The 14,444-nt window shown below is 55.0% G+C and carries 7 protein-coding genes; 5 read left to right on the top strand and 2 right to left on the bottom strand.

All coding sequences use genetic code 11. The features are described 5' to 3' along the window. Positions 1-440 precede the first annotated feature (440 nt). From AC0IXH_RS01875 to rcsB, 3 genes are read left to right on the top strand one after another with little or no spacing between them, the layout of a single operon-like run. Entirely contained in the window at positions 441-1,595 is a 1,155-nt protein-coding gene (locus AC0IXH_RS01875) for an MFS transporter (protein WP_134824606.1), read from the top strand. Between the two features lie 20 nt (positions 1,596-1,615). After that, on the top strand, positions 1,616-4,276 hold the full coding sequence (rcsD, locus tag AC0IXH_RS01870; protein WP_013203053.1) for a phosphotransferase RcsD: 2,661 nt from the start codon (positions 1,616-1,618) through the stop codon (positions 4,274-4,276). Position 4,277: 1 nt separating this feature from the next. Beyond that, the gene (gene rcsB / locus AC0IXH_RS01865; RefSeq protein ID WP_013203054.1) at positions 4,278-4,928 is read left to right on the top strand and encodes a response regulator transcription factor RcsB; all 651 of its coding nucleotides are present in this window, start codon (positions 4,278-4,280) and stop codon (positions 4,926-4,928) included. 58 nt (positions 4,929-4,986) lie between these two features. Here the strand turns inward: rcsB and rcsC are convergent, their stop codons facing one another. Further along, the gene (gene rcsC / locus AC0IXH_RS01860) at positions 4,987-7,836 is read right to left on the bottom strand and encodes a two-component system sensor histidine kinase RcsC (RefSeq protein WP_346594050.1); all 2,850 of its coding nucleotides are present in this window, start codon (positions 7,834-7,836) and stop codon (positions 4,987-4,989) included. Positions 7,837-7,989: 153 nt separating this feature from the next. Next, the gene (gyrA, locus tag AC0IXH_RS01855; RefSeq protein ID WP_346566522.1) at positions 7,990-10,653 is read right to left on the bottom strand and encodes a DNA topoisomerase (ATP-hydrolyzing) subunit A; all 2,664 of its coding nucleotides are present in this window, start codon (positions 10,651-10,653) and stop codon (positions 7,990-7,992) included. A gap of 191 nt (positions 10,654-10,844) precedes the next feature. On the opposite strand from gyrA, the gene ubiG reads away from it, so the two are divergent. Together ubiG and nrdA are read left to right on the top strand one after the other, a co-directional pair. Next, complete coding sequence (ubiG, locus tag AC0IXH_RS01850) at positions 10,845-11,573, top strand: bifunctional 2-polyprenyl-6-hydroxyphenol methylase/3-demethylubiquinol 3-O-methyltransferase UbiG (RefSeq protein ID WP_053144243.1); 729 nt, start codon at positions 10,845-10,847, stop codon at positions 11,571-11,573. A 565-nt stretch (positions 11,574-12,138) separates the two neighbouring features. Continuing rightward, on the top strand, positions 12,139-14,424 hold the full coding sequence (gene nrdA, locus AC0IXH_RS01845) for a class 1a ribonucleoside-diphosphate reductase subunit alpha (protein ID WP_013203059.1): 2,286 nt from the start codon (positions 12,139-12,141) through the stop codon (positions 14,422-14,424). Positions 14,425-14,444 lie beyond the last annotated feature (20 nt).

Raw genomic sequence — 14,444 nt, 5'->3', positions numbered from 1 at the left:
GGAAAATTCTTATCTATTTAGCGGATTTGAGGAGAAACCTAACCCAAACCGGTTTATTCCCGGATAATTCAGCGGCGTTACTATGCGAAAATTTCCATTAGATTCGTGATAATCAGCACAACCTGACCTACCCTGAACCGGATGAAATTTAATCACCGCCGGTTGAGGTTCCAGCGCGAAATCGCGGTTTTTTCATGTAACACCAATGATTTGAGTTAAATCCAGATTTCGCTCCGTTTCGCCAGGAGTTATCTGTAAATTGGCATTTAGCCGACAAATCTGATTAACAGCTCTGTTTTTCCCTGTTATTAACCTGAAGGCCCTTATAGATCCGGCCTGCCTGCCGCAACGTTTTCGGCTCTGGCTGGCGGGAATCTTCTTTAATGTTGCTATTTGTGGTAAAAAGTAGCGCTAATCGTGGCAGATTTTTAACGGACATTATGACGACACTGGATGCTCGACCGGCCCTTGCCAGCGCAGTGACAACGCAACACGCAACGCGCACCATTTTCTTTATTGCCGGTATCGGCATGTCCGCCTGGGCACCGCTGGTGCCTTATGCCAAGGATCGTGCTCTGCTCAGCGACGGAGCGTTAGGGACCTTGCTGCTGTTCCTTGGGTTGGGTTCACTGATTGCCATGCCGCTGACCGGCATGCTGGTGGGACGGTTTGGCTGTAAGCGCGTGATGGCCATCGCCTGCCTGTTTATTCTGCTGGTGTTGCCGCTGTTAGCGACCCTCGGAACGCCGGTGGGGCTGGGGCTGGCATTGATGGCATTTGGTGCCTCGATTGGCCTGGTCGATGTGGCGATGAATATTCAGGCGGTTGAGGTTGAGAAGGCCTCTGGCAAAGCCATGATGTCCGGCTTCCATGGCTTCTTCAGCGTCGGCGGTATCGCCGGCGCGGGCCTGGTCAGTGCCGGACTGGCGCTGGGGTTGACGCCTCTGCTGGCGGTTGGCGTTATCGCGGCGCTGATCGTGGTGCTGTGGTTGCTGTGCCAGCGCCATTTACTCAGCGGTCGTCTCCATCAGGATGATGCGCCGCTGTTCGTTATGCCGCATGGCTGGGTGCTGTTCCTCGGTATCCTGTGCTTTATTCTGTTTCTGACCGAAGGCGCCATACTGGACTGGGGCGCGCTGTTCCTCACCCAGACGCGTGACCTGCCCCATTCGCAGGCGGGCCTGGGCTATGCGCTGTTCTCGGTGGCGATGACCATTGGCCGCCTGACGGGCGATCGCATCGTGAATTATGTTGGCCGTTTTCTGACGCTTTTCTGCGGCACATTATGCGCGTCAGTGGGCCTGCTGCTGGCGGTATTTGTCCCCAACACGCTGGTTACGCTGGCCGGATTTTTGTTGGTTGGGTTCGGGGCGTCGAACGCCGTGCCGATTATGTTCAGCGCCGCCGGTAACCAGAAAACCATGCCGGTAAATCTGGCGATATCTTCCATGACAACCATTGGTTATGCAGGTATTCTGGCAGGTCCGGCACTGATCGGATTTATCTCACAGTGGTACAGCCTGGCGACGGCATTTAGCGCCATTGCCATATTGCTGTTAGCCGTGGCCGCAAGTGCCCGGCTGATTACACGTTAACTGGGGTATCACGCTACGCTATGCTGCCATACAAATTTCCACTTACATCAGGAAACGTCACGCGCTTTTTTGTGATGTTTATTTTGGTGCTGTTATTAGCGTCGGGATTTATGATCCACAACGCGGTCAATGCCTGGCTGACCGATAAACGCTATGCGATGGCGGATATTGCCCATGCGATGCAGAAACGCATCGATACCTATCGCTTCGCCACCTGGCAGATTTATGAGAACCTGGCCGCCAATGCCGCCGGTTCACCACCGAACAGTCTGCAGGAAACCCGCCTGCGCCCGGACGTCTATTATCTTGAAAAGACCCGCCGTAAAACCGAAGCGTTAATCTTCGGTTCACACGACAGCAGCACGCTGGATATGACCCAGCGGATGTCCACCTATCTGGATACGCTGTGGGGCGCGGAAAACAGCACCTGGTCGATGTATTTCCTCAACGGCCAGGACAACAGCCTGATCCTCGTCTCCACCCTGCCGTTGAAAGATATGGCCACGCGTTATAAAGAGAGTGCCATCAGCAATATTGTTGATGCGCGCCGCGCGGAGATGTTGCAGCAGGCCAATGCGCTGGACGAGCGTGAAAGCTTCTCACCGTTGCGCCGCTTCACCTGGCAGAACGATCACTACTTTACGGTACGCACCACCTTTAATCAGCCGGGGCATCTGGCGACCGTGGTGGCGTTCGATCTGCCGATTAATGATCTGATCCCGGTGAATATGCCGCTGGAGTATTTCCAGCTGAAGCAGGACGCGGCCAGCACCCCGGACAGTGGCGATGCGGATGATGCCACCCACAGCACCAGCGTGACGCTCGCCAATCCCAATATCGAGATTGCCGCTTCGCTGACCAGCACGCCGTTGCAGCTGGTTTATCGCGTGCCGTTGCTCGGTCTGCTGGTCGACACGCTGCACAATCTGATGTGGCCGCTGCTGGCCAACCTCGGACTGCTGCTGCTGTCCCTTGCCGGCCTGTTCCTGCTGCGCCAGCAGTCTTTGCGCCCCAGCGAAAACCAAAGCGCCGAGCTGGATTCACTGCGCATCTTAAACGAAGAGATTGTTGGCAGCCTGCCCGTCGGTCTGCTGGTGTATGATTTTGCCAATAACCGCACCATCATCAGCAACAAAATTGCCGAACATCTGCTGCCACACCTGAATCTGCAGAAAATCATCAACATGTCCGATCAGCATCAGGGCGTGCTGCAGGCCACCGTCAATAACGAAGTTTACGAAATCCGCCACGCCCGCAGCGTGCTGTCGCCGAATACGCAGCTGTTTATGATGCGCGATCAGGATCGCGAACTGCTGGTTAACAAGAAGCTGCAAAAAGCGCAGCAGGTTCTGGATAAAAACCACCAGACGCGCCAGCAGCTGCTGCAAAATCTGGGGCATGCGCTGAACCGCCCGCTGGATAAAGTTATCGCCCATCTGCTGGAAATCAGCGAGGCGCATCCGGCGGAAGATCTGCGCGATACGCTGGAAGAGTCGCAGGCCTTAAGCCGGCTGGTCGACGATATCGTGCTGCTTAACCGGCTGGAAACCCATGACTGGGCGCCGGATTCTGGCTCATTCACGCTGCAAAGCGTGCTGGATGAGCTGGTGACCGAAGCGCTGCCGTCGATTCGTCGTAAAGGGCTGAATCTGGTGGTCAGCAACCGCCTGAACAGCGATGAGAGCCGCTATGGCGACCGTCGGGCGCTGTATAAAATCCTGACCACCCTGCTGCATTATTCGATCACCAGCACCAGCTGGGGCCGCATCAGCATTGAGGTCAGCCATCCTGCCGATCGTCCCGATCGCCTGGCGATAGAAATTGTCGACACCGGCGCGGGCCTGATGGTTGACGAGATGGGCAATACCGATTTCCCGTTCCTCGGCGAAACCAGCCAGGATCGTTTTGGCCAGGCTTCCGGGCTGGCCTTTTTCCTGTGCAAACAGTTGTGTAAGCAGCTGGGTGGGCATCTTGAAATTGTGGCGCGTCCCGATATCGGCACCCGCTACAGCATCCAGATCCACGCCCCGCAGGAACAGCAGCACGATCAGGAAGAGAAGTTGCTGGAAGGCTTAACTACCCTGATTGATATCACGGTAGATGAGGTAAGAAAAATAGTGGTTCATCAACTGGAAAACTGGGGCGCAAGCTGCATTACCCCTGATGAACGCTTTTCGGGCCAGGACCATGATGTGCTGGTCACCGACGATCCGGCACGCTTGACGCCATGGTCGTTACTGCTCACGGATGATGAAACAGGGTTTAGCGCACTGTCACACGATCAATACCGGGTCAATTTTAATATCAGCAGCGCGATGCAGGATGCCCTGCTCCAGCTGATTGAACAACAGCTGGCGCAGGATGAATTAACCGAAGACGTGGGTGACGAGCAGGATACGGCTCAACTTTTTGCTCCCGGTTACTTCCAGCTGTTCGTTGATACAGTACCAGATGATGTGAAGAGACTGTATAATGAGGCGGCGGAAGGGGACATGAGTTCCCTTGCTCAGACTGCGCATCGCCTGAAAGGCGTGTTTGCCATGCTCAATTTGACACCGGGCAAGCAGCTTTGTGAAACGTTAGAACAACACATTACTGAGTGTGACGATTCAAACATTAAAAATACCACCAGTGACATTGACCACTACGTCAATATACTGCTGCAGCAAGGTAACCAATAAAATGAACAACTTGAACGTAATTATTGCCGATGACCATCCGATTGTTCTGTTCGGTATTCGCAAGTCTCTCGAACAGATTGAATGGGTCAACGTAGTTGGTGAGTTCGAAGATTCCACAGCATTGATCAATAGCCTGTCCAAACTGGATGCCAATGTTTTAATCACCGATCTGTCGATGCCTGGCGAAAAATATGGCGACGGCATTACGCTGATTAAGTACATCAAGCGTCATTATCCAGATTTATCTATCATCGTTCTGACCATGAACAACAATCCAGCGATTCTGAGTGCCGTTCTGGACCTCGATATCGAAGGGATTGTTCTGAAACAGGGTGCCCCTACCGATCTGCCAAAAGCGCTGGCCGCTTTGCAGAAAGGCAAAAAGTACACCCCGGACAGCGTGGCAAAACTGCTGGAGAAAATCAGCGCGGGTGGCTACGGCGACAAGCGTCTGTCTCCAAAAGAGAGCGAAGTGTTGCGCCTGTTCGCAGAAGGTTTCCTGGTTACCGAGATTGCCAAGAAGCTGAACCGCAGTATCAAAACCATCAGTAGCCAGAAGAAATCAGCCATGATGAAACTGGGCGTGGAAAACGATATTGCACTGCTGAACTATCTCTCTTCCGTCAGCAGCATGCCGGTTGAGCGCGACTAAGTGACAGACAGTAAAAAGGCGGACTTCGGTCCGCCTTTTTTATTGCCCAAAATCCGCGTTATTCCCTGCCCTTCCTGACCCGCTCCGCGTAGAACGCCAGCGAGGTGTTTAAGGTATCCATGGTCACCGGCTTGGACAGACAGTTATCCATGCCCGCTTCCATACAGCGCTGCTTCTCTTCGGCCAGCGCATTGGCGGTGACGCCCACCACCGGGAAAGTCAGCCCCAGCTGGCGCAAACGCTGCGTCAGACGGTAACCGTCCATATTCGGCATATTCACGTCGGTCAGCACAATATCAATCTCATTGCGGCTCAGAACGTTAAGCGCGTCCACGCCGTCCTGCGCGGTCTTCACGCGGTAGCCCAGCGATCCCAGCTGATCGGACAGCAGCATCCGGTTGATCGGATGGTCATCGACCACCAGGATCAGGATATCTTCATTGCTGGCACGCTTATCTTCGATATCCGGCACGCCTGGCAACGCATCTGGCATCGCCACTTCAACCCGGTAAATGCGGCCCAGCAGCGCCGGCAATTCATGTGGCGTGGTGGTGCCGTAAACCCAGCGACCGGCAGCCTGCTCATGCGGCGCGCCGTTATAGCTGCCGTCAAAGCGGATCACCGCCCGGAGCGTTTGCTGCGTCTGATAGTCGTAATCGGTGACAATCACATCGTCCGGGCCGCAGCAGCCCTCCTGCAACCGTTGCACGGTGATGCCATGCTCACGCAGCAGCTTTTCGAGGAACGCGGCCAGATCGTCATTACGCAGCTCCAGCCAGCACTGTTTGCCCTGCAACCCGTCGTGCAGCACCGGCGTCATCACCTGTGCGTTATACAGCGGAATGCGCACCACAAACTGGCTGCCCATCCCCGGCTCAGAATCGACCTCAATATCACCGTCCATCATATTGATTAGCTTTTCGCAGATCGCCAGGCCGAGGCCGGTTCCCTGGAAGTTACGCTGCACGCCGTTGCCCACCTGGAAGAACGGATCGAACAGTCGGGTGATCTCTTTTGCCGGGATGCCCACGCCGGTATCCCGCACCCGGAAGGCCAGATAGCCGTCCTTCACAAACACCTGCAGGATAATGCCGCCGGTATGGGTAAATTTAATGGCGTTGTTGAGCAGGTTGGAAATCACCTGCTGCAGACGCAGCGGATCGCCGTCCAGCGTGACCGGCACATCGCTGTCAATAAAGCACCACAGCGTCAGGCGCTTCTTGACCACCATCGCCAGATAGTTGGAGGAGATATGGGTGATCACTTCGCGCGGGGAGAATTCCCGTGGCTCAATGCGAAGCTGCTCGGACTCGATTTTCGAGAAATCGAGGATATCGCTGATGATCTTCAACAGCAGGCTGGACGAGTTGTTCATCGCCGTGACCAGCGACTCCACGCCCTGCGGCAGGGATTTGGTTTGCAACAGATCGAGGTTACCGATGATGCCGTACAGCGGCGTGCGCAGCTCATGGCTGACCGTGGCCAGGAACATCGACTTGGACTGGCTGGCCTGCTCGGCGGCGTGGGCCATTTCCTGCAGCGACTCTTCCATCTTCACGCGCGCGCTGACGTCCACCAGCACGCAGATCGCCACGTTCTCATTGCGGTAACGTGAATGCACAAAGCTGATTTGCAGGTTGGTATTGCTGCCGGTCAGCACGTCGACAAAGTTAACCTGCTGACCACAGATAATCTCGGTCAGCCGCTGCCGATCTTCCTGGGTCAACATGCTGAGATAGTTATGCGCCAGTTCGTTACTGAGGATATTGGTGCCGTCACTGGTTCGCAGAATACAGATCCCCACCGGCGCCGACGCGACAATCTTGCGGTTAAACTGCTCGTGCTCTTCCAGGCGGTGCGCGTTGTCCTCGGCCGGTAAAAACATGCGGCGCTCAAACAGCCAGGCAAGGGTAAACAGGATAATGGCGCTGATGACGTTCAGCAGAATGGCGTTGATAATCAACACTTTCAGCTTGGCGACCAGCTCGTCGGTCTCGACCGAATAGACCACCGACAGTTCGGAAGGCGTCAGCGTTTTCTTCAGCACCAGCTGTTTGTAGCCGTTGATGTAGCCAAACCAGCTGTGGTCATCCGGCAGATCGTCCAGCGAGACGTTGCCCGCGGTGCGCGAGGTCGACATCAGCCGCTGATTATTGGCATCAATCAGCGTGGCGGTGACCGGGAAACTGCCTGGGGTAATGAAATCGTCCAGACGAATGGTTTGTTCGATGCCCAACAGTGCCGCCATTTTATTGGCCACATAGATTGGGGTAATTAAATAGTAGTAGCCGACGCCCTGCTGCGATGAAGGGGCAATCCACACAATGCTGCTTTTGCGCTCCTCTTCATTACCGTTACGGTATTTGAGAATGCGCTCGTGAAGTGATTTCAACGCCCGTTCGCGGTTTGCCGAGGAGTTACCGACGCCAAAATCCGCCATACACAGGCTTTCGCCGCCAACAAAGAACACCCGGTTCAGCTCATAGGCGGAAGCAAAGTTCTCTTTCCAGTAGTGCAGGAAGTAGCTGAGCGATTCCAGCGAGCTGCGCCAGGTGTTGCTCATCGAGCTACAGTCGGAATCAGAGTACAGCGGATAAAACTGCGGTAGCGCGGTTTTGCCTGGGAATACCCCGTTCAGCACGTCCATGCCGTTGGCCGACGAATTTAGCCGGTTTTCCGCAATGTATTTCAGCTCGCGCGTGACGTCAGAAGAGTGCCGCACATACCACTGCGCCTGCTCAAAGTTAGCGCTCAGCTCCTGACGAACCTGCGACTCTTTCTCATGCAGCACATTAATGATGTAAAAGGTGGTCAGCAGCGCGCCCAGCGTCCAGAGCATCAGTGCCAGCGCCCTGAACAGATAGCGGGAGATCCTTAACGTGGTTCTGAACGAGACAAGATATTTCAAGCGAAACCTATAAGTGGCGACGGGGCTTAAGGAGAAGTCAGATCCCGTTACAGTACCGTCAGAACAGGAAAAAAGCCAGTTGCCGCGGGCGGTCGCAGGCATAAAAAAAGGCCGGTTCACAGAACCGGCCTCAGGCACTAAACGCGATGACGATTATTCGTCCTCATCGCCTTCTGGTGCTTCGTCTTCATTGTCGACGTCTGCTGCATCGTCAACCTCAACTTCCGGGGCGATATCCTCATCCCCTTCTGCTGCGGTGCCGTCAATGCCGTCCAGCTCTTCTTCAGCGACAGGCTCAGCCACGCGCTGCAGGCCGACCACGTTTTCGTCTTCGGCGGTGCGGATCAGAATAACACCCTGGGTGTTACGTCCGACCACACTCACTTCAGAAACGCGGGTACGAACCAGCGTGCCAGCGTCGGTGATCATCATGATCTGATCGCTGTCGACAACCTGTACCGCACCGATTACCGGTCCGTTACGCTCGGTCACTTTGATCGAGATAACGCCCTGGGTGGCACGGGACTTGGTTGGGTATTCGCTGGTGTTGGTACGCTTACCGTAACCGTTCTGGGTGACGGTCATGATCGCGCCCTCTTCCTGAGGAACGATCAGCGATACCACGCGGTCGTTTTCGGCCAGCTTGATACCACGCACACCGGAAGCCGTACGGCCCATGGCGCGCACCGCGGTCTCTGCGAAGCGAACCACTTTACCCGCGGCGGAGAACAGCATGGCTTCGTCAGCACCGTTGGTCAGCGACACGCCGATCAGTTCATCTTCGTCACGCAGGTTGACGGCAATAATACCGGCGCTGCGTGGGCGGCTGAACTCGGTCAGTGCGGTTTTCTTCACGGTACCGCAGGCGGTAGCCATAAAGATGTTCCAGCCTTCCGCGTATTCACGCACCGGCAGGATCGCGGTGATACGTTCGTTCGCTTCCAGCGGCAGCAGGTTGACGATTGGACGTCCACGCGCGCCACGGCTGGCTTCTGGCAACTGATAAACCTTCATCCAGTACAGGCGACCCCGGCTTGAGAAGCAGAGGATGGTGTCATGGGTGTTGGCCACCAGCAGGCGGTCAATAAAGTCTTCTTCTTTAATACGTGCGGCAGACTTGCCTTTACCACCACGACGCTGTGCTTCGTAGTCGGTCAAAGGCTGATACTTCACGTAGCCCTGATGAGACAGGGTCACCACAACGTCTTCCTGATTGATCAGGTCTTCGATGTTGATGTCCGCAGTATTGGCGGTGATTTCCGTGCGACGCTTGTCACCGAACTGATCGCGGATCAGTTCAAGCTCTTCGCGGATCACTTCCATCAGACGCTCTGAGCTTTCCAGAATACGGATCAGTTCAGCGATTTGATCCAGCAGCTCTTTGTACTCATCCAGCAGTTTTTCGTGCTCAAGGCCGGTCAGTTTCTGCAGACGCAGATCCAGGATCGCCTGAGCCTGCTGCTCGGTCAGGTAGTATTCGCCGTCACGGATACCGAACTCGTCTTCCAGCCATTCAGGACGCGCAGCATTATCACCCGCACGCTCCAGCATGGCTGCAACGTTACCCAACGCCCATGGACGTGCCACCAGGCCCGCTTTCGCTTCAGCCGGGTTAGCCGCATGGCGGATCAGTTCGATAATCGGATCCAGGTTAGCCAGCGCAATCGCCAGCGCTTCCAGGATGTGCGCACGGTCGCGCGCTTTACGCAGTTCAAAAATGGTACGACGGGTAACCACTTCGCGGCGGTGACGGACGAAGGCTTCCAGAATATCTTTCAGCGGCATAATTTTTGGCTGTCCCTGATGCAGGGCAACCATATTGATACCGAAAGAGGTCTGCAGCTGGGTCAGCGAGTACAGGTTGTTCAGCACAACCTCGCCAACCGCATCACGCTTCACTTCCACGACGATACGCATACCGTCTTTGTCAGATTCATCACGCAGGGCACTGATGCCTTCCAGACGCTTCTCTTTCACCAGTTCAGCGATTTTCTCAATCAGGCGCGCTTTGTTCACCTGGTAAGGAATTTCGTGAATGATGATTGTTTCGCGACCGGTTTTCGCATCGGTTTCGACTTCGCCACGGGCACGGATATAGATCTTGCCGCGACCGGTGCGATAGGCTTCTTCAATCCCACGGCGGCCATTGATGATGGCGGCAGTTGGGAAGTCCGGGCCTGGGATGTGCTCCATCAGCCCTTCAACGGTGATGTTCTCATCGTCGATGTAGGCCAGACAGCCGCTGATAACTTCAGTCAGGTTGTGTGGAGGAATGTTGGTTGCCATGCCCACTGCGATACCTGACGCGCCGTTGATCAGCAGGTTAGGCACGCGGGTTGGCATAACGGCCGGGATCTGCTCGGTGCCGTCATAGTTCGGCACAAAGTCGACGGTCTCTTTTTCCAGATCCGCCAGCAGCTCGTGGGCAATTTTTGACATGCGTACTTCGGTATAACGCATTGCTGCGGCGGAGTCGCCGTCAACGGAACCGAAGTTACCCTGACCATCCACCAGCATATAGCGCAGCGAGAACGGCTGTGCCATACGAACGATGGTGTCATACACGGCGCTATCGCCATGTGGGTGATATTTACCGATAACGTCGCCGACAACACGGGCAGACTTTTTATAAGGTTTGTTCCAGTCATTGCCCAGCACGTTCATGGCGTAGAGCACACGACGGTGTACTGGTTTCAGACCATCGCGAACATCTGGCAATGCACGGCCAACGATGACCGACATGGCATAATCGAGGTAAGAGTTCTTTAACTCTTCTTCAATATTGACCGGTGTGATTTCTCTGGCTAGGTCGCTCATGGAGCCGCTATCCCTCTACGTTATACCCGGATTCAAAGGTGCGAAAGTATATCACCTTTAGCCATGGTGGTGAATGGAAAGCGTCTTTTTGGCTGCTTTAATGCGCCTCAGGCATCGTGAACGCCTGGCGGTGCACATTCCTCTGAGAAAACAGATATACTGCCCGCAAACTTTTCGCGAGTGAGGGACCTATGAAGGCTGAACAAAACGCCACCACGGCTAACGTGGATCATAACGAAATTGCCAAATTTGAAGCAGTGGCTTCCCGTTGGTGGGATCTGGAAGGCGAATTTAAGCCTCTGCATCGCATTAACCCACTTCGTCTGGGCTATATTGCCCAGCACAGCAACGGCCTGTTCGGCAAGAAAGTGCTGGATGTCGGCTGCGGCGGCGGCATTCTGGCCGAAAGCATGGCGCGTGAAGGCGCTGAGGTGGTTGGGCTGGATATGGGCGCGGAACCGTTAGAAATCGCCCGCCTGCACGCGCTGGAAAGCGGCGTGAAGGTCGATTACGTGCAGCAGACCGTAGAAGAGCACGCCGAACAGTTTGCCGGTCAGTACGATGTGGTGACCTGCATGGAGATGCTGGAGCACGTGCCGGATCCGCGTTCAGTGGTTCACGCCTGCGCGAAGCTGGTGAAACCCGGCGGCGAAGTGTTCTTCTCTACCCTTAACCGCAACAGCAAATCCTGGCTGATGGCGATTATCGGCGCGGAGTACGTGCTGCGTATGGTGCCGCGCGGTACGCATGACATTAAGAAGTTCATCCGCCCTGCCGAGCTGTTGAACTGGGTCGACGAAACGCCATTGCGCGAACGTCATATGATTGGTCTGCATTACAATCCGCTGATGAACAGCTTCAAGCTGGCGCCAGGCGTTGACGTTAACTACATGGTGCACACCCACTCTGTCGCCGAATAATCTTCGCCGACGGCCCGCGCAGAGCATGCGGTAAAACTGCTCTGCGCATTTGATCCTTAAGTAAAATTCCCTTCTTCCTTAATCTGCCTGTCATAAGAATTTCTTAGCCTGAGGCTGAGGTCAGATCGTTTTCCTTTTGGACAGCGTTGCCGGTGCAGCGGCAGGATAACCCCGGTTGGCCATGAAAGTTTTTTTTCTAAGGTTATGAAGCGGCGATTTTTCGTCACTTCAGGGCTTTTTGTACGCAAAAAAAACGCCAGGTTTTCGGCGCTGAGCAAGAAACCCGCGCTTGATCAAATTTCTAAAAATTTCTTCAAACTGTTGACATGGCCCCTGGCCCTTGAGAAACGTGGACTTAGGAAATATGCCAGGCTCCGTTCAGTAATTTGTTCCGAAAATCAAGCCTTGTTGAGTGGTGATAAATGACTAAAATACTCACCATATTGTTACTCAATCTTCGTTTACCCCCTATATATAGTGTTTATCCACAGAGTTACTCACATAAGAGCATTCTGTGTATAAACGGGGGATATGTTTGATTTCTCCTTCAAGGATATTACGCGACATGAATCAAAGCCTACTTGTCACCAAACGCGATGGCCGTACCGAACGCATCAACCTCGATAAAATCCACCGCGTGCTTGACTGGGCTGCAGAAGGTCTGCAAAACGTCTCCGTCTCACAAGTAGAACTCCGCTCGCATATCCAGTTTTACGAAGGGATCAGAACCTCTGATATCCACGAAACCGTTATCAAATCCGCTGCTGACCTGATTTCCCGTGACGCGCCGGATTACCAGTACATGGCTGCACGCCTGGCGATCTTCCACCTGCGTAAAAAAGCTTACGGCCAGTTTGAACCGCCGAAGCTGTACGATCAGGTGAAGCGTATGGTCGATATGGGCAAATACGATCGCCACCTGCTGGAAGACTACAGCGCTGAAGAGTTCGAGCAGATGGACGGCTTTATCGACCACTGGCGTGACATGAACTTCTCCTATGCGGCAGTGAAGCAGCTGGAAGGTAAATACCTGGTGCAGAACCGCGTCAGCGGTGACATCTACGAAAGCGCCCAGTTCCTGTATATCCTGGTCGCCGCCTGCCTGTTCTCCGGCTATCCGCGTGATACCCGTCTGGATTACGTCAAGCGTTTCTACGATGCGATCTCGACCTTCAAAATTTCGCTGCCGACGCCAATCATGTCCGGCGTACGTACCCCAACCCGCCAGTTCAGCTCTTGCGTGCTGATCGAGTGCGGCGACAGCCTGGATTCCATCAACGCCACGTCCAGCGCGATCGTGAAATACGTTTCTCAGCGTGCCGGTATCGGCATCAACGCCGGCCGCATTCGTGCGCTGGGCAGCCCGATCCGTGGCGGCGAAGCGTTCCACACCGGCTGTATTCCGTTCTACAAGCACTTCCAGACCGCGGTGAAATCCTGTTCTCAGGGCGGCGTGCGTGGCGGAGCAGCGACGCTGTTCTACCCAATGTGGCACCTGGAAGTGGAAAGCCTGCTGGTGTTGAAAAACAACCGTGGCGTGGAAGGAAACCGCGTTCGTCACATGGACTACGGCGTACAGATCAACAAGCTGATGTACACCCGTCTGCTGAAAGGCGGCGACATTACGCTGTTCAGCCCGTCTGACGTGCCAGGCCTGTACGACGCGTTCTTCGCCGATCAGGACGAGTTCGAGCGCCTGTACACCAAATACGAAAACGAGCCGTCGATTCGCAAGCAGCGCGTTAAGGCCGTCGACCTGTTCTCACTGATGATGCAGGAACGTGCTTCGACCGGCCGTATCTATATTCAGAACGTCGATCACTGCAACACCCACAGCCCGTTTGACCCGGCCATTGCCCCGGTTCGCCAGTCGAACCTGTGCCTTGAAATTGCTCTGCCAACCAAGCCGCTGCTGGACGTGAACGACGAAAACGGCGAGATCGCGCTTTGTACGCTGTCTGCCTTCAACCTGGGTGCGATTAACAGCCTGGACGATCTGGAAGAGCTGGCGACCCTTGCGGTTCGTGCGCTGGATGCCCTGCTGGATTATCAGGATTACCCAATTCCTGCGGCACAACGCGGCGCAATGGGCCGTCGTACGCTGGGTATTGGCGTGATCAACTATGCATACTACCTGGCCAAGCATGGCGTGCGTTATTCCGATGGCAGCGCCAATGACCTGACGCACCGCACCTTTGAAGCCATTCAGTTCTACCTGCTGAAAGCGTCAAACGAGCTGGCGAAAGAGCAAGGTGCCTGCCCGTGGTTCAACGAAACCACCTATGCGCAGGGCATCATGCCTATCGACACCTATAAGAAAGACCTGGATGCGATCAGCAGCGAGCCGCTGCACCTGGACTGGGACGGCCTGCGCGAGCAGATCAAGACCCACGGCCTGCGTAACTCCACGCTGTCTGCCCTGATGCCGTCTGAAACCTCTTCGCAGATTTCTAACGCCACCAACGGCATTGAGCCACCGCGCGGTCATATCAGCATCAAAGCGTCGAAAGACGGGATCCTGCGTCAGGTGGTGCCAGAGTACGAGCGCCTGAAGGACAGCTACGAGCTGCTGTGGGACATGCCGAACAACGACGGTTACCTGCAGCTGGTTGGACTGATGCAGAAGTTTATCGACCAGGCGATCTCGTCTAACACCAACTACGATCCAACGCGCTTCGCGAATGGCCGCGTGCCGATGAAGCAGCTGTTGAAAGATCTGCTGACCGCCTACAAGTTCGGCGTGAAAACGCTGTACTACCAGAACACCCGTGACGGTGCGGAAGACACGCAGGAAGATCTGGTGCCATCCATTCAGGATGACGGCTGCGAAAGCGGTGCCTGCAAGATCTAAGCACACTCTGCGGCGCGATG

The sequence above is a fragment of the Erwinia sp. AC075 genome (genome assembly GCF_979253995.1).
Note: the sequence above shows the minus strand (reverse complement) of the source record. Positions and strands in the feature narration are given on the sequence as shown.

Coding starts and splice junctions, on each gene's coding strand:
- AC0IXH_RS01875 (WP_134824606.1), top strand. CDS start 441: ATGACGACACTGGATGCTCGACCGGCCCTTGCCAGCGCAGTGACAACG.
- rcsD (WP_013203053.1), top strand. CDS start 1,616: ATGCTGCCATACAAATTTCCACTTACATCAGGAAACGTCACGCGCTTT.
- rcsB (WP_013203054.1), top strand. CDS start 4,278: ATGAACAACTTGAACGTAATTATTGCCGATGACCATCCGATTGTTCTG.
- gyrA (WP_346566522.1), bottom strand. CDS start 10,653: ATGAGCGACCTAGCCAGAGAAATCACACCGGTCAATATTGAAGAAGAG.
- ubiG (WP_053144243.1), top strand. CDS start 10,845: ATGAAGGCTGAACAAAACGCCACCACGGCTAACGTGGATCATAACGAA.
- nrdA (WP_013203059.1), top strand. CDS start 12,139: ATGAATCAAAGCCTACTTGTCACCAAACGCGATGGCCGTACCGAACGC.